Source organism: Desulfoluna sp., assembly GCF_030145185.1.
In the GTDB taxonomy this organism is placed as follows: domain Bacteria; phylum Desulfobacterota; class Desulfobacteria; order Desulfobacterales; family Desulfolunaceae; genus Desulfoluna.
This window is the reverse complement of the sequence record NZ_JAQYWB010000020.1, coordinates 60,234-86,204: the sequence shown is the minus strand read 5'-3', so window position 1 is coordinate 86,204 and position 25,971 is coordinate 60,234. Positions and strand designations below refer to the sequence as shown.

General features: G+C 54.3%; 28 protein-coding genes and 1 tRNA gene. 1 reads left to right on the top strand and 28 read right to left on the bottom strand.

Features of this window, described 5'->3' with window-relative positions; all coding sequences use genetic code 11:
• Window positions 1-244: 244 nt before the first annotated feature.
• The gene (locus tag Q1Q75_RS08595) at window positions 245-1,255 is read left to right on the top strand and encodes a serine/threonine protein kinase (protein WP_300669306.1); all 1,011 of its coding nucleotides are present in this window, start codon (window positions 245-247) and stop codon (window positions 1,253-1,255) included.
• A gap of 497 nt (window positions 1,256-1,752) precedes the next feature.
• Here Q1Q75_RS08595 and Q1Q75_RS08590 read toward each other — a convergent pair whose 3' ends face one another.
• From Q1Q75_RS08590 to rplS, 28 genes are all read right to left on the bottom strand, one after another.
• Window positions 1,753-3,180, bottom strand: coding sequence for an NADH-quinone oxidoreductase subunit N (locus Q1Q75_RS08590; protein WP_300669303.1), 1,428 nt, complete (start codon window positions 3,178-3,180; stop codon window positions 1,753-1,755).
• A 147-nt stretch (window positions 3,181-3,327) separates the two neighbouring features.
• Window positions 3,328-4,902, bottom strand: a complete 1,575-nt coding sequence (locus Q1Q75_RS08585) for a NuoM family protein (protein ID WP_300669300.1) — start codon at window positions 4,900-4,902, stop codon at window positions 3,328-3,330.
• Between the two features lie 87 nt (window positions 4,903-4,989).
• Window positions 4,990-6,777, bottom strand: coding sequence for a Na(+)/H(+) antiporter subunit D (locus Q1Q75_RS08580; protein ID WP_300669297.1), 1,788 nt, complete (start codon window positions 6,775-6,777; stop codon window positions 4,990-4,992).
• A complete protein-coding gene (locus tag Q1Q75_RS08575) occupies window positions 6,767-7,012 on the bottom strand; it encodes a hypothetical protein (protein WP_300669294.1) in 246 nt (81 codons plus the stop codon). The genes Q1Q75_RS08580 and Q1Q75_RS08575 overlap by 11 nt, the downstream gene beginning before the upstream one ends.
• A complete protein-coding gene (locus Q1Q75_RS08570; RefSeq protein ID WP_300669291.1) occupies window positions 7,013-8,539 on the bottom strand; it encodes a monovalent cation/H+ antiporter subunit D family protein in 1,527 nt (508 codons plus the stop codon).
• A gap of 265 nt (window positions 8,540-8,804) precedes the next feature.
• Window positions 8,805-9,122: an NADH-quinone oxidoreductase subunit NuoK gene (gene nuoK / locus Q1Q75_RS08565; RefSeq protein WP_300669288.1), complete on the bottom strand. Its 318-nt coding sequence runs from the start codon at window positions 9,120-9,122 to the stop codon at window positions 8,805-8,807.
• Window positions 9,119-9,637 (bottom strand): NADH-quinone oxidoreductase subunit J, encoded by a 519-nt coding sequence (locus tag Q1Q75_RS08560; RefSeq protein WP_300669286.1) that lies wholly within the window; start codon window positions 9,635-9,637, stop codon window positions 9,119-9,121. Before Q1Q75_RS08560 ends, nuoK begins: the two co-directional genes overlap by 4 nt.
• Window positions 9,634-10,074 (bottom strand): NADH-quinone oxidoreductase subunit I, encoded by a 441-nt coding sequence (locus tag Q1Q75_RS08555; protein ID WP_300669284.1) that lies wholly within the window; start codon window positions 10,072-10,074, stop codon window positions 9,634-9,636. Before Q1Q75_RS08555 ends, Q1Q75_RS08560 begins: the two co-directional genes overlap by 4 nt.
• Window positions 10,071-11,036, bottom strand: a complete 966-nt coding sequence (nuoH, locus tag Q1Q75_RS08550; protein WP_300669282.1) for an NADH-quinone oxidoreductase subunit NuoH — start codon at window positions 11,034-11,036, stop codon at window positions 10,071-10,073. Before nuoH ends, Q1Q75_RS08555 begins: the two co-directional genes overlap by 4 nt.
• A 17-nt stretch (window positions 11,037-11,053) precedes the next feature.
• Entirely contained in the window at window positions 11,054-12,172 is a 1,119-nt protein-coding gene (locus Q1Q75_RS08545) for an NADH-quinone oxidoreductase subunit D (protein WP_300669280.1), read from the bottom strand.
• Window positions 12,173-12,392: 220 nt separating this feature from the next.
• Complete coding sequence (locus Q1Q75_RS08540) at window positions 12,393-12,872, bottom strand: NADH-quinone oxidoreductase subunit C (protein WP_300669277.1); 480 nt, start codon at window positions 12,870-12,872, stop codon at window positions 12,393-12,395.
• Window positions 12,873-12,916: 44 nt separating this feature from the next.
• Window positions 12,917-13,495 carry an NADH-quinone oxidoreductase subunit NuoB gene (gene nuoB / locus Q1Q75_RS08535; protein WP_300669275.1) on the bottom strand — a complete coding sequence of 193 codons (579 nt, stop codon included), beginning with the start codon at window positions 13,493-13,495 and terminating at the stop codon, window positions 12,917-12,919.
• On the bottom strand, window positions 13,492-13,881 hold the full coding sequence (locus tag Q1Q75_RS08530) for an NADH-quinone oxidoreductase subunit A (RefSeq protein ID WP_300669273.1): 390 nt from the start codon (window positions 13,879-13,881) through the stop codon (window positions 13,492-13,494). Before Q1Q75_RS08530 ends, nuoB begins: the two co-directional genes overlap by 4 nt.
• A 575-nt stretch (window positions 13,882-14,456) precedes the next feature.
• A complete protein-coding gene (locus Q1Q75_RS08525) occupies window positions 14,457-15,434 on the bottom strand; it encodes an RluA family pseudouridine synthase (protein WP_300669270.1) in 978 nt (325 codons plus the stop codon).
• A gap of 11 nt (window positions 15,435-15,445) precedes the next feature.
• On the bottom strand, window positions 15,446-15,985 hold the full coding sequence (locus Q1Q75_RS08520; RefSeq protein ID WP_300669312.1) for a CarD family transcriptional regulator: 540 nt from the start codon (window positions 15,983-15,985) through the stop codon (window positions 15,446-15,448).
• Between the two features lie 519 nt (window positions 15,986-16,504).
• Window positions 16,505-17,425 (bottom strand): manganese-dependent inorganic pyrophosphatase, encoded by a 921-nt coding sequence (locus Q1Q75_RS08515; RefSeq protein ID WP_300669267.1) that lies wholly within the window; start codon window positions 17,423-17,425, stop codon window positions 16,505-16,507.
• Window positions 17,426-17,941: 516 nt separating this feature from the next.
• Window positions 17,942-18,523, bottom strand: a complete 582-nt coding sequence (pth, locus tag Q1Q75_RS08510) for an aminoacyl-tRNA hydrolase (RefSeq protein ID WP_300669264.1) — start codon at window positions 18,521-18,523, stop codon at window positions 17,942-17,944.
• 166 nt (window positions 18,524-18,689) lie between these two features.
• Window positions 18,690-19,295 (bottom strand): 50S ribosomal protein L25, encoded by a 606-nt coding sequence (locus Q1Q75_RS08505; RefSeq protein ID WP_300669261.1) that lies wholly within the window; start codon window positions 19,293-19,295, stop codon window positions 18,690-18,692.
• Window positions 19,296-19,341: 46 nt separating this feature from the next.
• On the bottom strand, window positions 19,342-20,283 hold the full coding sequence (locus Q1Q75_RS08500) for a ribose-phosphate pyrophosphokinase (RefSeq protein WP_300669259.1): 942 nt from the start codon (window positions 20,281-20,283) through the stop codon (window positions 19,342-19,344).
• A 43-nt stretch (window positions 20,284-20,326) separates the two neighbouring features.
• Window positions 20,327-20,401 (bottom strand) — tRNA-Gln (locus Q1Q75_RS08495).
• Window positions 20,402-20,417: 16 nt separating this feature from the next.
• Window positions 20,418-21,281, bottom strand: a complete 864-nt coding sequence (gene ispE / locus Q1Q75_RS08490; protein ID WP_300669256.1) for a 4-(cytidine 5'-diphospho)-2-C-methyl-D-erythritol kinase — start codon at window positions 21,279-21,281, stop codon at window positions 20,418-20,420.
• On the bottom strand, window positions 21,281-21,601 hold the full coding sequence (locus Q1Q75_RS08485; protein WP_300669254.1) for a DUF1844 domain-containing protein: 321 nt from the start codon (window positions 21,599-21,601) through the stop codon (window positions 21,281-21,283). The genes ispE and Q1Q75_RS08485 overlap by 1 nt, the downstream gene beginning before the upstream one ends.
• A 129-nt stretch (window positions 21,602-21,730) precedes the next feature.
• Complete coding sequence (locus tag Q1Q75_RS08480) at window positions 21,731-22,612, bottom strand: heterodisulfide reductase-related iron-sulfur binding cluster (RefSeq protein ID WP_300669252.1); 882 nt, start codon at window positions 22,610-22,612, stop codon at window positions 21,731-21,733.
• On the bottom strand, window positions 22,605-23,135 hold the full coding sequence (locus Q1Q75_RS08475; RefSeq protein WP_300669250.1) for a 4Fe-4S dicluster domain-containing protein: 531 nt from the start codon (window positions 23,133-23,135) through the stop codon (window positions 22,605-22,607). Before Q1Q75_RS08475 ends, Q1Q75_RS08480 begins: the two co-directional genes overlap by 8 nt.
• A 491-nt stretch (window positions 23,136-23,626) precedes the next feature.
• Complete coding sequence (rsmI, locus tag Q1Q75_RS08470; RefSeq protein WP_300669247.1) at window positions 23,627-24,505, bottom strand: 16S rRNA (cytidine(1402)-2'-O)-methyltransferase; 879 nt, start codon at window positions 24,503-24,505, stop codon at window positions 23,627-23,629.
• Window positions 24,480-24,851, bottom strand: a complete 372-nt coding sequence (locus Q1Q75_RS08465; RefSeq protein WP_300669245.1) for a YraN family protein — start codon at window positions 24,849-24,851, stop codon at window positions 24,480-24,482. Before Q1Q75_RS08465 ends, rsmI begins: the two co-directional genes overlap by 26 nt.
• Before the next feature lie 34 nt (window positions 24,852-24,885).
• Window positions 24,886-25,485, bottom strand: coding sequence for a ribonuclease HII (locus tag Q1Q75_RS08460; RefSeq protein ID WP_300669242.1), 600 nt, complete (start codon window positions 25,483-25,485; stop codon window positions 24,886-24,888).
• Window positions 25,486-25,564: 79 nt separating this feature from the next.
• Window positions 25,565-25,912, bottom strand: coding sequence for a 50S ribosomal protein L19 (gene rplS, locus Q1Q75_RS08455; protein ID WP_366945182.1), 348 nt, complete (start codon window positions 25,910-25,912; stop codon window positions 25,565-25,567).
• Window positions 25,913-25,971 lie beyond the last annotated feature (59 nt).

Sequence of the window (25,971 nt, the reverse complement as noted above, 5' to 3'; positions counted from 1 at the left end):
TGAAGATGTAGTGGTTTACCTCAAGGCTCTGATAACGCGGCAGATGAGTGCACCCGGCTCGCCCGAAGGGTGAGAAAATCAAACAGAATACCGTGGATTACATTTTGCATTTTTGAAACGACTGAAAATATTACGGCAAAGAACGGTCATTACGAATGATTCCTTAGTCCCGATTGTTTTTTCATGAAATATCCGGGTGAGGCCGCTGTTTTCTCCATGAGCAATATCTGGTATACGTACGCTTATGAAAGATGACACCCCCTATCCAGAAGATGGTTTTTCATCCCTGACCCCGGACGTCCTGCTGGGCGCTGTGGAAAAGGAAATAGGCGAACGCCTGACCGGGCTCACCTCCCCCTTGCCCAGCTACATCAACCGCGTGTACGAACTCCTGGCGTTTTCAGGCAAACGCTACGTGGTTAAATTTTATCGCCCTGGCCGCTGGAACAAAGAAGCCATCGAAGAAGAACACCGCTTCATGATGGACTGCGTTAAAAACGATATTCCTGTGGTGCCCCCCTTGCCCCTGGCCGGTGGAGGGACGTTGGGAGTGGTCGGCGGGATTGTCTTTGCCGTCTTTGAGAAACGCTCGGGTCGGGAGATGGAACTCAATACCGATGAGGACTGGCGCAGGGTTGGCACCCTTCTCGGCCGGGTGCATATGACAGGCGCCGCCGGAACAAGCCCCCACCGGGTTCATCTCCATCCGGAACAGTCCTTACGCCATGACATCGACTGGCTGCTGGCAGGCACCGACATCCCTGCCCACATGCTCAAGGAAGTCAAACCGACTCTGGAATCGGTTTATACCATCGCCTCCCAGGCCTTTGATGCCGTCCCGGATGCGGACATCATCCGACTCCACGGCGACTGCCACCTGAAGAACTTTCTCTCCCGCGACCAGGAAGGCCTTCTCATCATCGACTTCGACGACATGGCCACCGGTCCCGCCGTCCAGGACATCTGGCTGCTCCTCCCCAACCGGGTGGACCAGTGCAGACGCGAGTTCAACCTCTTTTTGGAAGGCTATGAACAGTTCCGTGATTTCGACGATCGAACGCTCTGGCTGGTCGAGCCCCTGCGCGCCATGCGCATGATCTATTTTCTCGCCTGGTGCAGCCGTCAGAGAAAGGACTATCGGTTTAAAACCCTCTTTCCCGACTGGGGCAGCGACAACTTCTGGCGCGCCGAGATGAACGACCTCACACGCCAACTGGCTCATATGCAAAAAGAGACACCACGGGGAAACGGGTAGGGAAAAAGGTAGGGGGGAAGAAAGGAACAGAAGGGAAAAAACAAAGGGAATAAAAAGCAGCCTCCGGCGGCGAGGTGTGCCACCTCGAAAGCGGGTTTGCGAATGCGCATCAGGAGTCGCCACTCCGCCTGAAATGCGTCCGCATTCGCGTGAAGTGCAAGAAAACGCACAGTGCATCACAAGTGCATGAGCTTTAGGTGTGCAGAATCCAACTCAGCCGTTGACTTTAACCGGAATAACTCCGGCGATTAGGTGTGCCACCTTGAGAGCGGGATTGCGAAGACTCGGCGGCGTTCGTCTAACCCTGATATTTCACGAGTTGAGTAGAAAACGGTAGGGCGACTGGAAATAAATACTCCTAATATTGGCCCCCCAGAATTCCGTTGGGATTTGACCCGAGGAACGAGGGGCAAAGCCCAGCGGAACCCTGCTTTCAAGATGGCACACCTTGCCGCCGGAGGCATTGCTTTTTGTCCTTTTATCTTTTTCTTGCAACCTTACATCAGGGTTCCCACCGCTTTTTCGGCCACTTCCATAAAAAACTGAGGAAAGATACCCACCAGAAGGATGGCGGCCATGAGGGCCACCCCGAGAAGAGAGGCGGGTTTGCCAAGGGTAAGGGTCTCACCGGGATTCTTCACGGGGGAATACGCGGCGCGAACCAGTTTCAAATAGTAAAAGGCGGAGATGCCTGCATTGATCACCGTGATGATCACCAGGGCGTAGAGGGACTTCTGGATGGCCGCGGTAAACACAAAGAATTTACCGAAAAAACCCACCGTCGGAGGGATACCGGCCATGCCGAAGGCTCCCACAGCAAGCACCAGGGCGAGCAGCGGAGACCGCTTGTAGAGCCCTGCCAGATTATCCAGGGTGACATTTTCCCCGTCTTGCCCGACGTGATAGACCACGTAGAAGCAGGCGAGGTTCATCATCATGTACCCGGCGATGTAATAAATAGCCGTGGAAAACCCCAGAAGGTTCACACAAAGAAGGGCCACCATGACGTACCCGGCGTGGGCGATACTGGAGTAAGCAAGAAGCCGCTTGACGTCTTCCTGCACCAGGGCTGACAGGTTCCCGAGCACCATGGAAAAAACCGCAAAGGCGGCCAGGATCCAATTGAAATCACCCAGGTCCACCCCTCCGGCGAGGGAGATAAAACGAATCAGGAGGGCCACGGCGGCTGCTTTGGGAATCGTGGCCACAAAACCGGCGGTCTCATTGGCCGCCCCCTGATACACATCCGGAGCCCAAAAATGCATGGGAAACATCGCCAGCTTGAAAAAGAACCCGGCGAGCATCATCACCAACCCGACGATGAGCATGGGGCTTGAGGTGAGAAGTCCGGGCACCACCGTCGCCAGCTCCGACAGATAGGTGGTATGGGCAAGACCGAAGACATAACTCATGCCGAACAGGGAGATGCCGCTGGAGAGTGCCCCGAAGAGAACGTACTTGATGCCCGCCTCCATCTGCTCCCGATGCTGTGCTCCTGCTTTCCGGAAGGGAATCACCACATAAAGGGCAAAGGAGGAGACCTCCAGGCTGATAAAGATGGTGATTAGCTCCACGGCGCTGGTGAGAAAAACAAGCCCTGTGGAACTGACGGTCACAAAGAAAAAATACTCCGGCTGCAACCGCTTTTCGATTCCGGACAAGCCTTCCCCCATGGCCAGCACGACAAAAAGGCCCATGGTGATAAAGATCTTGAAGAGCTGAGAAAAGGCATCCACCCGATACGCCCCGAAAAAGAGCGTCCCCTCCTGTCCCCAGGAAGCCACGGCACACACCACCGCCGTGGCCGACATGGCCAGGGTGAGCCCGTAGAGGCGTTTGAAATCCCAAGACGCCAAGCTGGCGAAAAAAAGCACCAGAGCCATGGTCATCAGCGCAAGTTCAGGCAGAAAAATCAACATGTTCATCTGGCCAATCCCCACATCGTCATAGTATCCATTAAAAATTGCCTCCGGCAGGTCACTTGTTCGTAAGAAACATGCCGGACAAAATGTTTCGGTAGCCAAAAGCAACCCGGACTGACAAAAACGTCCGACGGGCTGCTGTCACACCCATCAATGCTCATCGACCAACGCCAGGCCATGAGCGGCTCCGTGGTGGCCCTCATCCAACTGTTGCCGCCCCTCATCCACCTGTTCGAGAAGATGGGTGATGCTGGTGTCCATGACATTCATGAGGGGTTTGGGGTTCAAGCCGATCCAGAAAACGAAGACCAGAAGAAACCCCAGGGTCAGAAACTCCCGCAGGTTCAGATCCCAGAGAGCGTGCCCCTGATCGTCATCCTCAGGGGAGTGGCCGTGCCCATCGGAGTCGGCCCACACCATCTTCTGCGCAAGCCGCAGCATGTAGGCGGCCGCCAGAATGGCTCCCAGGATGGCGAAAGCGCCCACCCAGTTGCTTTGGCCAAAGGCCGCCACAAGAACGAGAAACTCCCCCACGAAGCTGTTGGTCCCCGGAAAGCCGAAGGAGGCCAGGGAAAAGAGGACCAGGTAGGTCACATAGGCGGGCATCAGCGTGCCCAGGGCTTTGTTGTCATCGATCTCACGGCTGTGGGTTCGCTCGTAGATGATGCCCACCAGGATAAAGAGGGCACCGGTGACGATGCCGTGGTTGATCATCTGAAGCATGGCCCCTCGAATGCCGCTGGTGGAAAGCAGAAAAATCCCCAGGGTCACAAACCCCATATGGCCCACGCTGGAATAGGCAATCAATTTTTTAATATCGGTCTGCCCCAGGGCGAGATAGCCCCCTGCCACAATCGAGACCAGAGAGAGAGCCACCAGCCAGGGCACGAAGTAGAGGGTGGCGGCAGGGGCCATGGGCAGGCAGAAGCGGAGAAATCCGTACCCCCCCATCTTGAGAAGGATACTTGCCAGGATCACAGATCCCGCCACCGGGGCTTCGACGTGGGCCGCCGGGAGCCAGGTGTGCAGGGGAAACATCGGGACCTTGATGGCAAAGGCCAGGGTAAAGGCCAGGAAAATCCACACCTGGAAGCCAAAGGAGAACACCACATCCATGAGGGCCGGGATAAAGAAGGTCCCGCACTTGATGTAGACAGCGACGATGGAGACTAGAAGAAAGACACTGCCCAACAGGGTGTACAAGAAAAACTTGATGGAGGCGTAGTCCCGTCGTTCCCCGCCCCAGACGGCGATAAGTAGGTACATAGGCACCAGCATCGCCTCCCAGAAGACAAAGAAGAGGACCAGGTTCAGGCTCACAAAGACCCCGATCATGGCGGTCTCCATCAAAAGAATCACACAGATAAATTCCTTGTGGCGTTCTTTGATGTAATTCCAGGAGCAAAGCACGCACAAGGGCATGATAAAGCAGGTCAACAGCACGAGCAGCACGCTGATCCCGTCCACCCCCACCACGTAACTCAGGTCCAGAAAGGGAAACCAGTGAGAAACTTCGGCGAACTGATAGAGGGCCGTCCCCCTGTCAAAGGCCGTAAATAGAGGCAAAGAGAGCACGGCCGTTGCCGTCGTGACCACGAGCCCCCACGCCTTAAGCATCTTCTCCCCTTTGAGAAAAAAGACCACCAGCCCCCCCAGCAGAGGAAGCAGGAGAAGGGTCGATAAAATCGGATAACCAAGGGTATTTGCGATGAGGTAGGTTTCCATACGTTCCCGCTGTCCATTAAAGTCAGATGACGAAGGTACGGTCAGGCCGTACCCCTAAAAACAATGGCCTCGCAGCCATTCCCGCGATCACACCAGCAGCAGCACGGCGGCCAGGATCACAAAGACTGCGGCCACGGCGCTGCCGATATACTGCTGAATCTGCCCTGTCTGAATCTGCCGCAGTTTGTTCCCGCCTTCCACCACCTGGCGGGCCGACCCATCGATGGTAAAATCAATGCCCTCTTTATCAAACCAGGTAAAGAGACGGGCCAAGGCCAGGGTCAACGGGGTACCGACGGTACGATACAGGGTATCCATCCATTCGTTAAACGCGTGAACCGGATGTTTCGCCAGCCACATGAACCCCTTGGCCCCTTTCCGATAAAACCAGTCGAGATCGAGGCTCATGTGATCTTCGGGGGTGAGTTTTTTCACCATGAGGTAAAAGCCCAGCCCCGTAAAGCTCAGGATCTGAAGAGTCTCGGAGAGGTGATAGGAGGTGTAGGGATGGTAATTCACATCAAAGGGCAGCATGGAATAGAGCCACGCGGTTCCCGGCCCGAACCCCAGAAAGAGGCAGAAAAAAGCGGCGATACACATGGCAAGGTTCATGTTCCAGTAGGCCTCGCGGCCCTTGACGCCGGAGTCTTTGCCGAACCAGATAAAGTAAGGCAACTTAATGCCCACCGACAGGAAGGTCCCCACAGACGCCAGGGTCAGCATCACCAAAAGGACCGGCCTGTGGGCCTCGCCCGCCCCGGCGATGATCATGGATTTACTGATAAACCCGCTGGTGAGGGGAAAACCCGAGATGGCGATGCCCCCGATCACCGTAAAGACCAGGGCGAAGGGCATCGTCTTCCACAGCCCGCCCAATTCGTTGAGTTTTGACTTGCCGGTCATCTCCAGCACGGCTCCAACGCCCATGAAGAGCAGGGCCTTGTAAAGAATATGGGCATAGGCGTGGGCGCAGGTTCCGTTCAGCGCCATGGCCGTTCCGATCCCAATGCCGCAGACCATGTAGCCCACCTGGCTGACGATGTGATACGCCAGGATCCGCCGGGCGTCGTTTTCAATCACCGCGTAGCCGACCCCGTAAAGAGCCATTACCGCGCCCAGAATCGCCAGAGCCTCAAAACCGGGGAAAGCGCGAGCCAAAACGTAAACTGCGGTTTTTGTGGTAAAGGCACACATGAACACCGCCCCTGTCACCGTGGCTTCCGGATAGGCATCGGGAAGCCAGGCATGGATGGGAGGCACAGCGGCGTTGAGCATAAATCCGACCATGATCAGATAGTCGGCCAGGGTGGCCCCGTCCTGGGCGATCTGCTCGAAGGCAAGCCCCTCAACCCCCACATTCCGATACCGAAGCAGGATGCCGCCCAGAAGAATCAGCCCCCCGGTGGTATGCACGAGGAGATAACGGAAACCGGCGTCAATGGATTTTTTCTTTCTGCGGTACCAGATGAGAAAGGTCGAGGCAAACGCCATGAGCTCCCAGAAGACAAACAGGGTGAGGTAGTCCCCGCAGAGGGTCACCCCGAGGGCACCTGCCACATAGAGAAAGGCCGCCGTATGCTGCCCACTCTCGGTCACATGCATGCAGTAAAAACCGCCAATCAAGGCCATGAGTGTAAAGACGTTCAGGAAGACAAAGGTGAGTTTGTCCACCCGCCCGAACACAAGGTCAAAGCCCATCCAGGTCACCGTCCCGAAGCTCTCGGGCAGATGATAGATAAGGAAGATGGAAAGGGCCGGAACCATCACCAGGGTCAATTTTTGCAGCATCGGGTGAATTCGATTCAACACCGGCATCAGGAGCGCCGCCAGAATGAACCAGGTGGCCGGATGCATCAATAGCGCATTACTTGTCATAGTAGTCCTCATCCTGCATCAGCCAGAGGTGATAGATCCCCTTGCAGATAAAGCCCATTGCAAGGCATCCCAAAAGCCCAAAGCCCGACCAGAAACCGATGATGGTGTCCCCAAAGAAGTGGGGCTCATGCCGGAGGGCCATGACATCAAAAACGACAGTACATACCAGCCAGAGAAAAAAGAGCCATTTCAACAGGCCGGACCTATCCCGGAGGAACCCAATGATCTTGACCATTTACAACCCCGCTGTAGCTTGCGTTAACCCGGTAAAAAAGCCAGTATCCAGCACCGAGATGATTTTAAAGAAATAATTCGGGTAGAGCCCGAAAAGCAGAGAACAAAGTGCCGTGATGGCGAGCGGAACCACCATGAAGCGGGCCATGGGTGTCTTCTCCAGGCTCCCGGTTTTCCCCTCATCTTCGGGGAGAGGCTTGCCATAAAAGGCCTTGATCACCACCGGAAGAAAGTATCCCGCATTCAGCAGACTGCTCACCAGAAGCACCGTCAGAAGAATCCAGTTGTGGATCTCCAGGGTGCCTACGGCCAGATACCACTTGCTCACGAAACCGCAGACGGGGGGCACGCCGATCATGGAAAGAGAGGCCAGGGCAAAGGCCCCCATGGTCCAGGGCATGCGATAGCCTAGCCCCCCCATCTCCCGGATATCTTTTTTCCCGGAGACGACGAAGATGACCCCGGCGCAAAAGAAGAGGGTGATCTTGGAGAAGGCGTGGTTGGTGATGTGCACCAGGCCGCCGGTCACTCCTGAGGGGGTCAAAAGGGCCACCCCGAGAAGGATATAGGAGAGCTGACTCACGGTGGAGTAAGCAAGCCGGGCCTTTAAATTGGTCTTGGTCAGGGCAATCACCGAGGCACAGATGATGGTAAAACTCACAAAATAAGCGGTAAAGAGCCCCAACCCCGAAGCGTTTAGAAGGTTCACCCCATAAACGGAGAGCATGACGCGTGCCGTGGAAAAGACCCCCACCTTGACCACCACCACCGCATGGAGCAGGGCGGAGACCGGGGTCGGAGCCACCATGGCCGAGGGCAACCAGTTGTGAAAGGGCATGATCCCGGATTTGGCGAAACCGAAGAGGAAGAGAAGATAACTGACGATGACCAGAATTTTTCCGGTCTCTGACGGGAAGAGCCCGGTCAGGACGCCGTCCGCAAAATCAAGGGTTCCTGCCGTGAGGTAAACCAGCACCATCCCGGAGAGGAGAAAGGCCTTGGAGGTAAAGAAGAGGTAGATGATATACTTCTTGCCCCCCTCATACCCCTCTTCATCCTGATGGTGCATCACCAGAGGGTAGGTGACGATGGAGACAATCTCGTAGAAGAGGTAAAGAGTAAACAGGTTGCCGGCAAAGGCAGCCCCCATGGCTCCACCCACCGCCGCCGCGTAACAGACGTAGAACCGGGTCTGGGCGTGCTCATTCAAGCCCCGCATGTACCCGATGCAGTAGAAGGCGGCCAGAATCCAGAGAAAGGAGGAGGTGCCTGCAAAAATAAGCCCCAAGCCATCGAGCTTCAGGGTCACGGAGATCCCGGGCAGGAGCTGCGCATAGGTGTAACGCAGAACCTCGCCTGACAGCACCCGCGGGGCAAGATTCACCACCGAGGCAAAGGTCAAGACCGCCCCCACCACCGACCATGCCTCGCGAACATTGGGCCGCTTGCCGGAGATCATCACCAGAAAGGCCGCCACCATGGGAATAATGGCGGTAAGGATCAACATACCGGGAGTCGTTTCAATCATCTTCAATCAGCCTTATATGATTAGTGTCTGCCTCCGGCGGCAAGGTGGTGCCACCTTGAAAGCGGGTTTGCGAATGCTCTACGGCTGGCGGTACCCTGGGCACCTCGCGTCCGCATTCGCGAGACGGGTAAGGGGTGACAACGGGTGTCGCAAGCGCATGAGCTATCGGTGCTTCCGTGTCAATTCACGAATTGACTTTAACCGGAATAACTCCGACGTCTGGGTGTGCCGACTCAAAGACGAGTTGCAAATGCACTTGCGGGCCTTATCCTTTCAGATCCGTCACACCCTGGGGATCGCCCGTGGAAAATTTACGGTAGACGGCCAGGATGAAGCTGATGGCGATGGCGGCTTCAGCAGCTGCGATCCCCATGATAAAAAGGGTGAAAATCTGCCCCACGGCGGGATCGGGAGCCAAAAATTTGTTAAAGGCCATAAAATTTAACCCCGCCCCATTTAAGACCAGCTCGGTGGAGATGAGCATGCCGATAAAAGTTTTATGTCGAATCATACCGTAGATACCGGTCATCAGAAGAAAAAGCGCCAGCATCAGATAGGTGTTCAGGTTGGCGTGAAACATCATTGGCTCCCCTCCTCACGCCCGCCCCGGGCCAGGATAATGGCACCCACAATGGCAATGAGAAGCACCACGGAAATCATCTCAAAGGCAAGGCACCAGGTCAGCAGCAGGCTCTCCCCCACATGCTCGATGGAAAAATCCCCCACCCGATGGGCCGCCGGCACCCAGTGGGTGCGCCCGAGAACCATCACCATAAGAAAAAAAGCGGCAGACCCTGAGGCCAAAAGCCCGAGAAGGGCGTTTCTCCCCATGGGCACTTTTTCGGCCACCTCATTGGGCGTGTAGCCCACCATGATGCCGAAGACCAGGACCACACAGATCGCGCCGACATAGATCAGCACCTGCATGAGGGTCAAAAAAGGGCTCCCCAGGTAGAGGTAAAGTCCGGCCACGCCGAGAAGGGAGACCGCAAGTCCCAGGACCCCATGCATCAGAATCTTCGCGCGAACGGCCAGCAGTGCCCCGGTCATGGTCAACACCACAAACCCGAAAAAGAGGACCTCCATCATGAGATTCATGCCCGCTCCTTTACGCGTTTCAAAAGATCGTAGAAAAACTCTTCCCGGGAGAAACCGGCCAGCTCGTATTCATCGGAGAAATCGATGGCGTGGGGTTTGCACGATTCCACACAAAGCCCGCAAAGGCTGCACTTGGTGAAATCCAGGGTAAAAAGGGTCAGCACCTTACCTTTGACCCCCTCCTGCTTTTCCCCTTCCACGGTAATGCACTGGCAGGGACAGGCCTTCATGCAAGAGAGGCAGACGATGCACCGATGGGTCCCGGTTGTCTCGTCTTTCATCAGGTCAATATGGCCACGAAAAGCCGGGCTCACATCAATCTTCTCCCGCGGGTACTGCACCGTCACCACGGGGCTGACCAGGGCTTTGAGGGTGACCCCCAAGCCCACCAGCAGGCTCTTGCTTCCGGTTATCAGATCGCTGAAATATCCACTCATATGCATTTCACAATCAAGGCGGTTAAAAGAAGATTCACCAATGAAAAGGGGATCAGGTACTTCCAGGCGAGGTTCATCAACTGATCGAACCGCACCCTGGGATAGGTCCAGCGAACCCAGATCATGGTGAGCATTAAGAGAAAGACCTTCAGAAGAAACCAGAGGACACCTAAGTACTCTCCGCTGAAGGGGCCGTGCCAGCCGCCGAAAAAGAGAACCGTGGCGACGGCGCAGACGATAAACATGTTGGCGTACTCGGCAATCATAAAGAGCGAAAACCCGAAGCCACTGTACTCAGTATGATAGCCGGCGGTCAGTTCACTCTCTGCCTCGGGAAGATCAAAGGGTGCCCGGTTGGTTTCGGCCGTGGCCGAGACCAGATAAATCAGGCAGGCCACCGGCTGCACGAGGCAGAACCAGACGGTCCCCTGGGCGGCCACGATCCCCTGCATGCTGTAGGTATGGGTGATCAGGACCACCGACAACAGCGAAAGCAGGATGGGGATTTCGTAGGCGATATTCTGGGAGACCGACCGTACGGCCCCGAAGAGCGAATACTTGTTGTTGGAGGCCCAGCCCGCCACGAAAATGGAGAGGACGTTGATGGAGGAGACGGCGATGATAAAAATCAGGCCGAGATTGATATCCCGCCCCACGAGGTTTTTTGCAAAGGGCAGCACCAGAAAAGGCAATACCACCGGGGTGAAAGAGAGCAGCGGAGCCACCCTGAAAACCACGCGATCCGCATCCCGTGGGACAATGAGCTGCTTGGCGATGATCTTCACCCCGTCAAGCACCATCTGAAGCCATCCCTGAAGCCCCACCTCCATGGGTCCCCAGCGCCTCTGGATTTTTGCCGCCACCTTCCGCTCCAGGTAACCCATCACCAGCGCGTTGATAAACACAATCGTGATGACCAGTAAAAAGGCGATCACCATTCGCAGCACGTCATAGAGTGTCATTTGCATCGTATCCATAATCACCTGTCGATTTCCGGTATCACCAGGTCAAGGCTTCCCATAGCCGTCACGAGATCCGAGAGAAGAATCCCTCGACACAGTTCGGGCAGGGGGCTTAAATTGGCGTAGGAGGGCACCCTGATTTTCAAACGGTAGGGGGTATCACTCCCGTCACCCACGAGGTAGTAAGAGAGGGAGCCACGCGCTGCCTCCACAGTATAGTTACACTCCCCGGCAGGGAGTTTTATCTTTTTGGTTTTGGCCATCACCGGGCCATCAGGCAGGGCGTCCAAGGCCTGCTCAATAATGCGAAGACTCTGCACAATCTCCTCCATGCGAACGAGATAGCGATCAAAAGAGTCCCCGTTCTCTCCGGTGGGGATCTCGAAATCAAAGCGATCGTAAATGGAGTAAGGCTCGCTTTTACGGACGTCGTAAGCGATGCCGGATCCGCGAAGGACCGGGCCAGTCAGCCCATAACGGATGGCCATATCCCGATCGATGAGTCCGATCTCCTTGGTTCGTTTAAGGAAAATGATGTTATCGGTAACCAGATCGTGGTACATGGGCATGCGATTCCGCATCCGATCAATAAACTCACGGGTTCGACGAATAAAGGTATCGTCGATATCCCGAGAGACACCCCCGGCGCGGAAATAGCAGTAGGTAAGGCGCGATCCCGTGATCGCTTCGAGGATGTCGAGAATCTTTTCCCGGTCGTCAAAGGCATACAAAATGGGTGTAAAGGCACCGAGATCTAAGACATAGGCCCCAATCCCCACCAGGTGACTTGAGATCCGATTAAGCTCTGCGGTGATGACCCGAATGTACTCGGCCCGTTCGGGGACCTCCACTCCGGCCATGCGCTCCAGGAGCCCCACATACCCGTGGCTGAAGAGAATCGCACCCAGGTAGTCCATGCGAGCGGTGTTGGGGTAAAATCCGCTGGTGGGCCTCACCTCAGCCATCTTCTCATGCATACGGTGCCCGTAGCCCAAGACGGGATCCAGCTCCATGGCATACTCGCCGTCCATCTCCAGCACGACCCGCAGGACGCCATGGGTACTTGGATGCTGGGGACCCATGTTGAGCAGGAACCGGTGTTTGGAACCGGCCATTCTTTCCAGTTTGGTTGCCATCGCTGCTCCACCTTGATGATGTGGCCGGATTCGGCATGAATAAAGGGGGCTTGGGCGGATCGTTTTTATGACTGAAACGCCGCGAAAACCTGGCGATTGCCAATCGCCTTTGCCCCTCATCCCGAGAAAGCAAATCCTATGGGCCGGTGCCGGCTTTGAGTAAATGGGGGTTCCCGGGTTTCGACTCCCGGGTCAATCGATTCGCAGTGTCCGCGCTCTGTTAATCAGCGGCGGGGACGTCCGCCCACCCGATCTCTTCCAGGGATTTTCGGTCCCCCTCTTTTTTCAACAGGGGTTTTAAATCTTTGTCTTCATCGCAGAGAATCAGAGGCACCAGATTGTGATGCCCGGAGAAATGGACCCCGAAAAAATCGCGGGTCTCCCGTTCATGCCAGTCGGCACCCTGATAAATATCGCTGATGGTGTCGATGGCACCGGAATCGGGCAAAGGGACCCTCGCATTGATCCGGCAGGGGTGATCGTAATGAGCAAATTGATAAATCATCTGGATGCGGGGCGAGGCATCCACGGCGGTAAGAAAATCGATGAAGAACCCTTGAGCCAATAGCCACTGGGCAAAGGAGCGCACCTGCTCCGCGTCAACGTGCGCCCGGACATGGTACCCCACCCCATTGACATCCACGGATTCCGCCTGAAATCCCGCCTCCATCAGCTTTAAAATCGCTTCACTGCTCTTCACGCTGCACCTCTCAAGTCATCTGACGCGTCTGTGGCGCCGTCAAATCAGGGAATGGGATGAATTTTAATCTCTTTTTTATGGGGGCGCTGGGGCCAGGGGTACCGCTTACCGGCGATCTTTTCCTGAAGCTTTAAAATGCCTTCGATAAGGGCCTCGGGTCGGGGAGGACACCCCGGGACATAAACATCCACGGGAATCAGCTTGTCCGCCCCTTCGATCACGTTGTAATTTTCCTCGATTTTAAAGGGGCCACCGGAGATGGCACAGTTCCCCATGGCGATCACCCACTTGGGAGCGGGCATCTGGTCATAAAGGGTAATCAAGGCCGGGGCCATCTTTTTCGTGACCGTGCCCGAAACGATCAGAAGGTCACACTGACGCGCCGATGGCCTGAACACTTCGGCGCCATAACGGGCCATGTCGATCCGGGCCATACCCGTTGCCATCATCTCGATGGCGCAGCAGGCCAGTCCGAAGGTCATGGGCCACAGCGAGTTGGCCTGGCACACCGCCAACACCTGGCGGGTCAGGGGATACTCCAGAAGCTTGGCGGCCGGCACCTCCCGGGAGGTGGCCGCGGACTCGTCCTTCAAACATTGTGCGTAGCGTTCGATCTCTTTCATGCTTTTTTCTTCTCCCAGGTAAAGACCCCTTTGGTCCACGCGTAGATCACGGCGAGGCTGAGAATCCCGATGAAGATAAAAAACTCACTGACCCCCCGCACGGCAGAGACTCTGTCAAAAACCGTAACCACGGGAAAGAGGTAGAGCACATCCACATCAAAGGCGAGAAAGATCAGGGCATAAAGGTAGTATGAGATACCGAAGCGGTAATCCCACATCTGGTTGAAGGGCTCGATGCCGCACTCATACGTCTGGTGAGAGCGATTTGTCACAACGGTTTTCGGTCGAATAAGCCAGGCGATGACAAAAGGAAGGAAGGCGGTGAGCAACCCGCCGAAAATAAAAAACATGACATACATGTAATCAATAGCTAACACCGAACTCATAAGCTACCTCTCTTACCGTTTCGCAAACTTAGTTATATATCGACACTGAAGAAAGTAGTGGACCCAGGTAACCCCATCTATTCGAACATCTTTTTTCGGGAACGGTGGATGCTTTTACCAGGCCGAAGAGAGCCTTGCATCACCCCATGAATCAAACAGTGTGACCACAAATGGCCGCCACTGTCATCGCGCTTGAATAACCCTAACAAGGAACGGAAAATCACTCGAAATGTCTTATGTTTCTGTATCATGCTTAGTCGCAGAGCAAAAAGATGTCAAGGCCTTTTTCAAGGAGGAAACGTAGAAAAAAAAAGAGGTGTTCTCTCACATGGATCACAAGGAAAAAAAGGAGTCTAAACCACGAGACGAAACATAGAATGAAGATTAAGACAGTCGTAAAATAAATCACTAAAATAGCAAGGCATAGTAGGAAAATGAGACCCTCTGCCATAAAAAAAACAGGCACACCCCTTTCGAAAACCGCCAGCCCCCTCGCCCCAAAAAAAAGAGGGCCGTGTTCCTGCGCAGTTCACGCAAAAATGACACGGCCCTCATTTTGACAGATTTTTATCGGGTCAGGGTCCCAAAAGAGACAACACCTCTGTAAAATCTTCAGGCAAAGGGGCCTTAAAGGACGTCTTTCGGCCTGTACGAGGATGACAAAAGGTTAGGGTACGGGCATGGAGAAGCTGCCCGGGAAGGCCCTGAATGGCTGCTTTCAGCTCGGGCGTTGAAGACAACCCCCGATCGGCTTTACGCCTGACGTAAATCGAATCCCCCACCACAGGGTAACCGAGCCAATGCATATGGACTCGAATCTGATGGGTTCGGCCTGTCTTCAGGTTGACATCCAGGAGCGTCGCCCCGGGGTAACGGGCCGCCACCGAGTAATGGGTCTCCGAGGCCCTGCCCGCAGAAGAGAGGACCCCCATGCGTTTTCGGTCCTTTGGATCGCGACCGATGGGCTGGTTGATAATACCCGACGCCTCAGCCACTTCCCCATAGACCAGGGCCTGATACCGCTTCACCACCTCCCGCTCCTTAAACTGGCGCGTCAACTCCAGATGGGTTTTATGGTTGAGAGCAACGACCAGGAGACCCGTGGTGTCTTTGTCCAGGCGATGTACAATCCCCGGGCGAAGCTCTCCGCCGATGCCGTCCATATGGGGGAAATGATGCAAGAGCGCGTTGACAAGGGTCCCCGACTCATGCCCGGGTGCTGGATGCACCACCAGCCCCCGCTGCTTATTGACCACCACGAGGTCGTCATCGGCATAAACAATGTCGAGATCAATCGCTTCAGGTGTCACCACCCAGGGTTTGGTCTCAGGAACAACCACCCTCACGCACTCTCCGACGCGCACCTTATGCTTGGGCTTCTTCGTGTCATCATCTACGGTGACAAAGCCGTTTTTGATAAAAAAAGCGGACTGGCTGCGTGAAAGCGCCAGCCCTTTCTCTGCCACAAACAGATCAAGGCGCCGTCCGTGATCTTCGGTAGAAACCGTCACGGAACAGGCGCCTTGCTGATCCACACTTTCGATTATCGTCACCAATGGCCTGCTTACGTCAATTCAGGTTGTGTGCCAGTCATCCCTTCATCACTGAAAAGAGACTCGATTTCATTCATCATAAACTTCTCGTCCTTCTGCTTGGCCATGCAGAGTTCCTTCAAGAGCAAGCTTTGAGCGGTATCGAGAAGCTTGCGTTCCCCAAAGGAGAGATCCTTGGTCAAACGCAGAAGAAAAAGATCTCTGAAGACTTCCGCCACATCAAAGAGAGAGCCTGTTTTAATCTTTTCCATATATTCGCGGTAACGGCGGTTCCAAGTCTGGTTATCAAAGGCACATTCCCGTTTCTGAGTCATGACTTCATAGACCTTGGGAATATCATTTTCCTCAATGACACGCCGGAGACCAACGGATTCCACATTCGCTGTGGGAATCATGATCACCATGCCGTTTTCAAGGACTTTCATAATGTAAAAGGCCATATCCTCTCCACCGATTTCTTTGATTTCGATGGATTCGATACGTCCCACACCGTGTGCCGGATATACCGCGAGGTCACCTACTTGAAACTCCAGAGTATCTGTATGTCCCATGTCCTCACCTGTTGCTACTCGAACGACAACATCAAGAGCTTTATCCAAGAAATTTGAACATTGCTATTGACAGAAGATTCAAATCGTCGTATGCAATCGTCGAGTCAAATAGTAAATTAGGGTAAATGTAGCTGGTAATATGTCATCTTCGGAAATATACCATACATGCATATTTTTATCAATATCAAAGATAACTCCCCCTGCCCAACAACCCACTAAAATGAAAATGTTTTCCGGCACATCAGGCCTTAAAAATTCCACAAAGACCCACTGACATCTTTAGCCGCCCCCTTTTCCAGGGATCCGTCAGGTATGACCGTTCCCTGGCAAGCCCCCCCTGCAAAAAAGAACAAAGGGACCTGTCAGCGAAAAAAATCCCCACCATGTGCCTTCCAGGAACCCGCTCCGACAAAAAAAGGGCTGCCCTCATCATGAAGGCAACCCTTTAAAACCCTTCAGAACATGGAGCAACCCGCCGCAAACGCCGGCTGAAATCACCCCTGTGTCCTTATTTGTCCGTTATGCAAATACTTTTTCAAGGTTGGGCACAACCTGCTTTTTGCGGCTCAGAACACCCTCAAGCCACATTTTGCTGTCTGCAGACTGACCAGCGAATGCTTTTTCAACCATGGAAGCATCGTCAGAGGCAATCAGCATCTCAGAGCCCTCTTTCATAATGTCGGTCAGAAGGAGCAGCACCGTGTGACGCGACCCTTCTTCCTTGAGAGCCTTGATATCTTTCATAAGATCGGCCTTGATGTCATCAAAGATGGCCAGGTCAACCACTTCCAGCTGCCCAACGCCCACTTTTTTGCCACCCATATTGAAATCTTTGTAGTCACGCATGACGAGATCACGGATAGAGGTCCCGGCAACCGCTGACTTGACGTTGAACATCTCAATACCCAAAGCAACCACGTCATCCACACCGGCAATCTTGGCCAAAGCTTCCACAGCTTCCTTGTCCTTGGGAGTGCATGTGGGGGACTTGAAGATCACGGTGTCGCTCAAAATAGCACAGAGCAGCAGGCCGGCGATGTCCTTGGGAACGGCAATGCCGTTGGCATCGAACATCTCTTTAACGATGGTACCAGTACAACCCACCGGACGGATCCAGCACTCGAGGGGCTCGGAGGGGGTCACATCGCCGAGCTTGTGGTGATCCACAATCCCAAGAACCTTGGCTTCTTTCAGGTCATCAGGGCTCTGAGCCAAGTCGGAGTGGTCTACAAGGTAAACAGACTCCCCCGCAAAAGAGGTCTTTTCTACCGGAGCAGCGACACCGAATTTTTCAAGAATAAAGGTGGTCTCGGGGTTCAGGCCACCCTGAACAGCCGCAACCGTGTCTTCACCCAGCTTATTTTTGAGATACGCCAGGGCAATGGGAGAACAAACAGAATCTGAATCAGGAATCTTGTGTCCAATTACATAAATGCTCATAATTTTTCCTTTCTCTTGTTAAACGTGGATCTTTATATTGTCACATAGTTGAACCTTGGGTACGCAAGGTTATAAATCCCATTTTAGACAGAACAGACCGAAAGCAGAAAGGCCTCTTAATATATATAAATACAGTCGCCGACGCGACCCCTGGAATCGGCACGCCAGAGACGACGCGGTAATCCCCACACAGGCAGCGAATCGAAGACACAACAACAAAACTGAGAAGAAAAAACGCAGGAAATACGAGGTGAGGCAGAAAAAAACGATCAAAAAAGGAAGAAGACGGAAGACGGCTCGTGGGGAACAGACAAAAAGAAAAAAAAGGAAGGAAAAACGACCCCAGAGAGGCCGCAAAAACCGACCCTCGGAGGACCGGAAGGCACGGCAGGTGCCCACGCACCGTGAGCGCAAGAACAAAAGAGAAGGCAGCCCCCAGAAGGCCCGCGTAAATACCCACCATCGGTAGATTTTCCATTCGCTCCTTCCTCCCTGCGCGGAAAAAATCAAGCCAAGCTATTTCACGCAGTTAAATGCATTCATTCCCATCTTCAGACCCTGGGTAAGAATGGTGGACACCGCATCGGCGGCCCCATCAATAAAGGGGTCGAGAGAATCGGCCTCCTCCGGAGAGAATCGACCGAGAACCCAGTCACTGACATCCATCCGCGGGTCGGGACGCCCCACACCCATGCGAATCCGTGCAAAATCTCTGACCTTAAGGGTGTCAATCAGGGAGCGGACCCCATTGTGTCCACCGTGTCCCCCCTGGGCGACAATCTTGAGACGACCAAAGGTCAAATCAATCTCATCATAAACCACAAGAATCTCGGCGGGTTCGATATCAAAATAATCCGCCAGGGCCTGAACAGGCTTCCCACTTAAGTTCATGAAGGATTGAGGCTTCGCAAGAATCAGCTCCTGCCCTTCAAGCCGTCCTTTTTCATAGAGGGCGTTAAAACGAGAGCGAGCTACCGACATACCGAGACGCGCTGCCAGCCGATCAATAACCCGAAATCCAATATTATGCCGTGTACTTTCGTAGCGGCCACCCGGATTCCCAAGGCCCACCACCATTTTGACTGAAGATTCACTCATATTTATAATCGCTTATAAGTCAGCAACCCACTCACTCATGATGTTTAGATTGCCACTGCCAAAAAAGACAGCTGAAGGAAGCTTCAATCTTTGGGCGATGAACTCCCTGATTCCGGGCTTCAGATACAGCCATGGCGACCGGAGTCGCCATGGACACAGAAAGGGCTTAAGCCTCTTCGGCTTCGCCTTCGCCTTCTTCATCGTCATCGAGAGCGGCACCTTTGGGGCGCACAACAGTCACAACGGTAAAGTTGACATTGTGGGGAATCTCAACCCCGTCAATCTTGATTTCATCCACGTGAATGGACTTACCGATTTTAAGATCGGTGACATCAATCTTGATGGAGGTAGGGATAGAAAGGGGCAGACAAAGAACATCCAGCTGACGACGAATCACCTGGAGAAGACCGCCCATTTCAAGACCAGCAGCCTTGCCAACCGTTTCTACAGGGGCCACGGCCTTAATCTTTTTATCAAGGGAAACGATCTGAAAATCCACGTGACGCATGTCATCTCGAGCGGGATCGGTCTGCACTTCCCGAATGATGGCAACCTGGGGCTCGGCATCGCCGACCTTAAGGTTCACAACCACCTGAGCGGTCTCGCTAAGCTTGAACGCCTCTTCCACATCAGAAACGAGAACATCAACAGAGATGGTTTCAGAGTTGTCGCCATAAACAACAGCGGGGACTCGGCCCTCATTACGGAGAACGCGAGCAGCGTTTTTGCCCCTGCCTTCCCTTATATTTGTCTTAAGTTCGAAAAGTTCCAAATCGATCCTCCTGAAGAACCTGCTTAATTTTTCTAGTTTGGTGTAATTACACAAACAGCGTTGTAACCGAGTCACCTCGATGACTTCGAATGATGGCCTCGCCGACCAGAGAGGCAACGGAAAGAACCTTAATCTTTTCACAAGCCATCGCCGCTTCACTCATGGGAACGGTGTCCGTTGCAACAAGACTCTTCAACGCCGATTTATCGATGCGTCCCACGGCCGGCCCCGAAAGAACGGCGTGCGTACAGCATGCGTGAACTTCAGTAGCTCCCATCTCGCTAATGGCATTGGAGGCTTCCGTCAGAGTGCCTGCGGTGTCCACCATGTCATCGAGGATAATTGCTGTTTTTCCAGCAACGTCTCCGATAACGGCCATGGCTTTGGCTTCGTTAGGACGGTCCCGACGCTTGTCTACGATGGCCAGGCCACAGCCCAACCGCTTGGCAAAAGCACGGGCTCGTTCTACCCCACCGGCATCGGGGGAGACAATCACCAGGTCATGACCGATAAATTCTTCACGGATGTGTTCAATCAGAATGGGCGCAGCGTAGAGGTTGTCCACGGGAATATTGAAAAACCCTTGAATCTGACCGGCATGGAGGTCCATGGTGATGATACGACATGCTCCGGAGTGGGTGAGCAGATCGGCTACCAACTTGGCGGAGATAGGCACCCGCGGTGCCACCTTCTTATCCTGACGGGCATACCCGAAGTAGGGAATGACGGCCGTGATACGAGAAGCAGATGAACGACGCATGGCGTCAATCATCAGGAGCAGCTCCATGAGGTTGTCATTTACGGGAGAACACGTGGACTGGATGATATACACATCCTTCTTACGCACGTTCTCCTCGATTTCTATCTGAATCTCGCCGTCGCTGAAGCGATTTACCTTCGCGTTGCCAAGGTCTTTAAACAGATACTTGGACACTTTCTGGGCGAGCTCTTTATTGGAGTTCCCCGTAAATATGGAAAGATCGTTCATTCCATTCCCGTTTTCCCGGAAACACTGCCGGTATCAATAAATTTGGCAGGGGCGGCAGGATTTGAACCTGCGAATGCTGGAATCAAAATCCAGTGTCTTACCACTTGACGACGCCCCTGCAATGTATTTTCAAACTATAACAACAATTCGGCCGAAAACAACTGCCACCCGGCATAATTTTCTGGCCTTTCCTCCCTCAGGCGCATCAGAAGCGCTTTACCCGCCTCTGCCATCTGAGATTCACCGAAAAGGCCGAAAACAGACGAGCCACTGCCGGACATCAGCACGCCTTCAGCACCCACACGTTCCAATACGGCTTTGGCGTCCCCGACGGCTGATGACAACAGCTGCGCGGAGGGCTCCAAATCGTTATGCAGGTGATCGAGGGGATCAATCATCCCTTCATTCAACAGACGACTTTTAATTTTTTTTTCGCTTTTTGTCAATCCCAATTTGAGATTTTTATAGACAGCCACGGTGGATAACCCCGTGCCCGGATAGATAATTAGCAGATGATACGGGCGAATTGCGGGCATCGGTGCCAAACATTCCCCCACGCCCGTGGCCAGAGACGGGGTACACCGAATAAAAAAAGGCACGTCGGCACCCAACTCTAAAGCAAGCGTCTCAAGCGCTTTCGTACCCAGAGGATCACCATAAATAGCATTCAGCCCTTTGAGCACCGTAGCCGCATTCCCACTGCCTCCCCCCAACCCTGCACCGGGGGGGATCGTCTTCTCGACAGCGATCCGGCACCCCCCCTTAACACCCGTGGCTCGATAAAACAGAGAGGCCGCTCGCCACGCCAGATTGGTCTCATCCTCAGGGACTCCGGGATAAGTGCAGCGAAGCGAGATCCCCTCCGCGGTGGATTCCAGCACCACACGATCATGCAACCCGATACCGCACATCAAGGAACAGAGCTCGTGGTACCCATCCGCCCGCTTACCCGTGACATGCAGAAAAAGATTGACCTTGGCCGGCGACAACAACTCCATCAGCTCTCCTGATCCTTCAGCTTAACGTACCTCAGCCGCAGATCGTGAAGCATATTGGACATCAGGTTCGTCTCTTCCCCCGTGAGGTTACCGGCGGTCTTCTCCTCCAACATCCCCAGGATATCGATGGTCTGCTTGGCCAGGGGAAGGTTGATCGCCTTTTCACGCCCACCGGGAGCCGTGATCAGCCCCAAGTGCACCAGCGCCGATGAGTTCAGAGAAAAGACAAAGGTGGAAAAATTAATCCCCGGAAGGGGCAACGAGTCATGCCGTTCCCCCTCACCTGACGCCTCACCCTGTTCATGTGCCTTTTTTTCCATACCCTCCCCTTCCTTATTAGAAGCACTCATCCCCCGAGCCTTCACCCGAAGACCCCTCGACCCGATCTCTTCTTCTGTCCACTATAAAAAAACTGAGGCGGTTCATCAAGAAAGAGTTGCTCCCAAGGCTCACACAAGCCCCAAAGAATTCAGCAGAGGGCGCGGATCCACCAGATGTTTTTTCACCCAGCCCTCGTGGCCGGGCAGCTTGGCCGCCAGGCCGATCAATTCCGAAATATAAAAAACCGGCAGGGGCTCCACCTCTTTGCCCCGGAGTTCCAGATTGACCTGGCACAGGGGACAAAAGGCGATGATACAGTTGGCTCCGGCCCGCCGGGCGTGATCCCGGATCCTGTCCACCATACCGTCCACCATATCGGGCTTGGTCACCGCCAGATGGGATCCGCAGCACTGCTTGCTGTGACTCCAGTCCAGAGTCTCCACGTCGAGGACATTCACCAGCTTCTTCAGCTTCTTTTCGTAGGGACGGATATCAAACCCGGTGATCCACTCCGGCCGAGTCAGGAGACATCCGAAATAAAGCACGCCGCGAAGCCCCGCCAGAGGGTTCACCACAGCCTTTTCAAACACGCTGGGCGCATCGGATAAAATTTCCGGAGTAAACTTCAGACGCACCCCGCCTTCGTATTCTCGGCCACAGGCCTTCGCAAGCTTGGCGTTCATGCTCGCATCGGTGGCGAGAATTTTTTCAGCCGTCCGAAGTCGCACAAAACAACTGGGACAGACCACGTAAAGGTCATCGATCCCCTGACGCTCCGCAAGAAGAATATTCCGGCCGGCAAGGAGAGTGGCATAATCTGGATTCACGCTGTGCGCCGGAGAGGCCCCGCAGCAGTTCCAGTCCTCCAGAGGCTCCACCCAGGTCCCCATAAGACGAAACATCTGAAACAGGGAGGTTCCGAAATCCCGAGCCGAGGACATCAACGAGCATCCGGGATAGTAATGCACACGCCGCAGTCGTTTTTCACCCGTGTTCCTGACGTTACTCATCACAGGCCTCCCTGATTTTTTTCATGATCTCTTTGTGCTTCACGCTGCTCGGCAGAAGCTCCAGCCGCCCGAGACGAAACATCTTCATCCCCATCACCGCGTCCTGAAACAGATTGCCCGTGGCGAGCTTGTACCGCGCCATAAATTCGAGCTCGTAAATCCGCCCGCGCTTGCCCACCTGCTTCAAAAATTCACGATGAAAAGCCCAAATATCCGGCTCACCGATCCTGACCTGCTCATGAAGCGCAATCTCTCGAAGCGCATCCATCATGTACGGAATATGAACCCGATTGGGGCACTCGGTGACGCAGGCATAACACCCAATACAAAGCCAGATCGCGCGACTTTCAAGCACCTCCTGCCTCATCCCCAGTTGAATCATCCGAAGAATCTGATTGGGTAAATAGTCCATACCATGGGCCACCGGACAACCGCCCGAGCAACACATACAGTGAAAGCACCTGGAGAGATCCTGCCCACTCCGTGCGGAGACTTCCTCAAAAAATGAATGATCAACTTTCATATCGCCCTCCCCCCGGACATTTCACCGCAGACACTCGCCTGAAAAGACCCGGGCCACGCATCACACTCAGAAAATACCCCGCCCATGGTGCCTTAACCCGCAGTAACAACGCCCAAACCAGCCCATGGCAAAAAAGGACTATTGTCTAATAGTTCCCTCTCCGTGTCAAGCCTGCGAGATCTCTCACACCCAACCGCCGGGAAGAAGGCGGGAACACCCACTTGCTTAACCCACCTTAATCGATAGGTTTATTCCTCCCAGGGACCGCGTTTATAACTAATGACTACTGAAATGTCAACAAAGGAGAGCACTGAATGGCGGATTTAAACAGCCGCCCCATACCGCAATGACGACCCCAGCCAACAGGCCCCCTCATTCGGGCAAATCGGGGTAGCAGCTGAATTTAAAAAAAGTGGAGTCGAAAAGAGTGGAGAACAGAGAAAAAAAAGGAAGGATTCACCGCTAAAAAAAAATCACTGGCAGGGCCAGCATCAAAGAGGCTCCTCGCCAGAAAGACGTACCACCGCTTCATACACCTCCCCCTTGGGGAGCCCCAGGCGCTTGGCCAGACTCTTGGCCAGACGGGAGGGGGATTCAACGGAATCGGCCAACGCCTGCAGCACCTCTTCATCAAGATCTGAAACCGGCGGCGCCTCTACCGCTCGTGCACCACCCACCATCAAGGTACACTCGCCCTTCACCACCGGACGCCCGGCAAGCTCTCCGGCAATCTCTGAGAGGGTCCCGCGAAGAAACTCCTCGTGCCGCTTGGTCAGCTCGCGGGCAAGGACAGCCGGACGATCCCCCATAAGCGATTCCAACTCTCCCAGGAGACGCACAACCCGAGAAGGGGACTCATAAAGAACAAAGGTGTGAGGAAGCAGCGCAAGGGATTTCAAGAGGTCCAGACGTTTGCCCTGCTTTTTGGGAAGAAACCCCTGGTAATGAAAGGCATCGGTGGGAAGCCCCGCAGCGGCAAGGCCAGCAAGCAGCGCAGAGGCACCGGGCAGCGGAATCACACGCACCCCAGCCTGGGAGGCCGCTGAAACGAGGCGGTAACCGGGATCTGAAATGCAGGGCGTCCCCGCATCGGTGACGAGGGCCACGCTCTCGCCGGCAAGGACCTTCTCCACCACACGAACAGAACGCTCCTGCTCATTGTGTTCATGAAGAGCCATCATGCGCGTGGAAATATCGTAGGCAGAAAGAAGTTTTCGGGTGTGGCGTGTGTCTTCGGCAGCAATGAGGGCCACCTCTTTTAAAACGCGAAGGGCTCGCAGGGTGATGTCTTCCAGGTTTCCAATGGGAGTGGAGACGATATAGAGAGCAGGACCTTCGTCCTTCTTATCGGATGGGGATGGGAAAGGCATTTTCAATCACCTGCACGTCAAAGGTATCCTGCCCCGCCAGGATGGCCACCACATCAAATCGGGCCGGCCTCCCAAGGGCATCGTGACTTTTCAGCCAATAAAGGGCCGCACGGGCCAGGGTGGCCTGTTTGGTTTTCGTAACAGCGTCCTCGGGTCGGCCAAAGAGCGTAGACGTCCGTGACTTCACTTCGACAAAGACAAGGGTGCCTTTATCTTCGGCCACAAGATCGATCTCCCCCAGAGGGGTGACAGCATTTCTGGCAAGAATCCGGTAACCCCGACGTTTTAAATATCGGGCCGCACGCCTCTCACCCCACCTGCCAAACCACATACGATAACGCGACATGGTCCCTCCGGGCAACAGATTCAGGGCAGCTCCGTCACCTCACGTGCTCGGACACACCCTTAAACGTCTTGCGATGAATCGGCGTCGGGCCAAAGGTAGCAATGGCCTCTTTGTGCGCCTTGGTGGGGTACCCTTTGTGCCCGGCAAATCCGTACTCCGGGTAGAGCTCCGCATACTCCGCCATCAACCGATCCCTCACCACCTTGGCGATAATGGATGCCGAGGCAATAGAAACAGACCGGGAGTCCCCCTTGACCAGAGCTTCCTGGGAAAGAGGCATGGGCACGTTAAAGGTTCCATCCACAAGAAGAAAATCCGGGACAGACCCCAAGGCCTCCACCGCAACGCGCATGGCCTTCAAACTGGCCTGCAGAATGTTGATGGCGTCAATCTCGCCCGCATCAATCACACCAACCCCAATGGCCTCAGCCCCGGTTTGAATGTAATCATACAGCCGATCCCGCTTTTTGGGCGAGAGCTTTTTGGAGTCATTGATCTCGCCGACGTCTAAATCGGAAGGAAGAATCACGGCCGCAGCCACAACCGGCCCGGCCAAGGGCCCGCGGCCGGCCTCATCCACCCCCGCAACACGCAAAAAACCGTTTAAAACGGCTTTTTTTTCATAGGTCCACATGCAAGCTGGCCCTTTTCTCGAAAATGTCTCCATGGCAAACGGCCCGGATTGAAACAATCCGGACCAGCCACAGATCGGTTTAGTGAAGGCGACGCTCTTTGATACGTGCTGCCTTACCTCGGAGGTTGCGGAGGTAGTAGATACGAGCGCGACGAACACGACCTCGGGTCACCACATCAACGTGGTCGACACTGGGGGAGTGCAGGGGAAAAACCCTCTCAACACCCACACCGTTAGAGATCTTGCGTACTGTAAAATGTGCGCTGACCCCGCCCTTGCTCTTGCTGACGACAACCCCTTCGAAAACCTGAATACGGGTTTTTTCACCCTCAACAATCTTCACATGAACCCGAATCGTGTCACCGGCCACAAAGTGAGGTACGTCGAGGCGCATCTGCTCTTTTTCAATTTTGGCAATTATATTCATTATTTACTCCCAAACGTAAAATTGGTCACCGTTTTATCTAACAAATCCGGTAATCAATA

Coding starts and splice junctions, on each gene's coding strand:
- Q1Q75_RS08480 (WP_300669252.1), bottom strand. CDS start 22,612: ATGAGTAACGTCAGGAACACGGGTGAAAAACGACTGCGGCGTGTGCAT.
- Q1Q75_RS08475 (WP_300669250.1), bottom strand. CDS start 23,135: ATGAAAGTTGATCATTCATTTTTTGAGGAAGTCTCCGCACGGAGTGGG.
- ispE (WP_300669256.1), bottom strand. CDS start 21,281: ATGGAGTTGTTGTCGCCGGCCAAGGTCAATCTTTTTCTGCATGTCACG.
- Q1Q75_RS08575 (WP_300669294.1), bottom strand. CDS start 7,012: ATGGTCAAGATCATTGGGTTCCTCCGGGATAGGTCCGGCCTGTTGAAA.
- Q1Q75_RS08560 (WP_300669286.1), bottom strand. CDS start 9,637: ATGAATCTCATGATGGAGGTCCTCTTTTTCGGGTTTGTGGTGTTGACC.
- Q1Q75_RS08555 (WP_300669284.1), bottom strand. CDS start 10,074: ATGAGTGGATATTTCAGCGATCTGATAACCGGAAGCAAGAGCCTGCTG.
- nuoB (WP_300669275.1), bottom strand. CDS start 13,495: ATGAAAGAGATCGAACGCTACGCACAATGTTTGAAGGACGAGTCCGCG.
- Q1Q75_RS08590 (WP_300669303.1), bottom strand. CDS start 3,180: ATGAACATGTTGATTTTTCTGCCTGAACTTGCGCTGATGACCATGGCT.
- Q1Q75_RS08585 (WP_300669300.1), bottom strand. CDS start 4,902: ATGGAAACCTACCTCATCGCAAATACCCTTGGTTATCCGATTTTATCG.
- Q1Q75_RS08485 (WP_300669254.1), bottom strand. CDS start 21,601: ATGGAAAAAAAGGCACATGAACAGGGTGAGGCGTCAGGTGAGGGGGAA.
- nuoK (WP_300669288.1), bottom strand. CDS start 9,122: ATGATGTTTCACGCCAACCTGAACACCTATCTGATGCTGGCGCTTTTT.
- rsmI (WP_300669247.1), bottom strand. CDS start 24,505: ATGCCTTTCCCATCCCCATCCGATAAGAAGGACGAAGGTCCTGCTCTC.
- Q1Q75_RS08520 (WP_300669312.1), bottom strand. CDS start 15,985: ATGGGACATACAGATACTCTGGAGTTTCAAGTAGGTGACCTCGCGGTA.
- Q1Q75_RS08570 (WP_300669291.1), bottom strand. CDS start 8,539: ATGATTGAAACGACTCCCGGTATGTTGATCCTTACCGCCATTATTCCC.
- Q1Q75_RS08530 (WP_300669273.1), bottom strand. CDS start 13,881: ATGAGTTCGGTGTTAGCTATTGATTACATGTATGTCATGTTTTTTATT.
- Q1Q75_RS08515 (WP_300669267.1), bottom strand. CDS start 17,425: ATGAGCATTTATGTAATTGGACACAAGATTCCTGATTCAGATTCTGTT.
- Q1Q75_RS08545 (WP_300669280.1), bottom strand. CDS start 12,172: ATGGCAACCAAACTGGAAAGAATGGCCGGTTCCAAACACCGGTTCCTG.
- nuoH (WP_300669282.1), bottom strand. CDS start 11,036: ATGACACTCTATGACGTGCTGCGAATGGTGATCGCCTTTTTACTGGTC.
- pth (WP_300669264.1), bottom strand. CDS start 18,523: ATGAGTGAATCTTCAGTCAAAATGGTGGTGGGCCTTGGGAATCCGGGT.
- Q1Q75_RS08465 (WP_300669245.1), bottom strand. CDS start 24,851: ATGTCGCGTTATCGTATGTGGTTTGGCAGGTGGGGTGAGAGGCGTGCG.
- Q1Q75_RS08500 (WP_300669259.1), bottom strand. CDS start 20,283: ATGAACGATCTTTCCATATTTACGGGGAACTCCAATAAAGAGCTCGCC.
- Q1Q75_RS08580 (WP_300669297.1), bottom strand. CDS start 6,777: ATGACAAGTAATGCGCTATTGATGCATCCGGCCACCTGGTTCATTCTG.
- rplS (WP_366945182.1), bottom strand. CDS start 25,912: ATGAATATAATTGCCAAAATTGAAAAAGAGCAGATGCGCCTCGACGTA.
- Q1Q75_RS08595 (WP_300669306.1), top strand. CDS start 245: ATGAAAGATGACACCCCCTATCCAGAAGATGGTTTTTCATCCCTGACC.
- Q1Q75_RS08460 (WP_300669242.1), bottom strand. CDS start 25,485: ATGTGGACCTATGAAAAAAAAGCCGTTTTAAACGGTTTTTTGCGTGTT.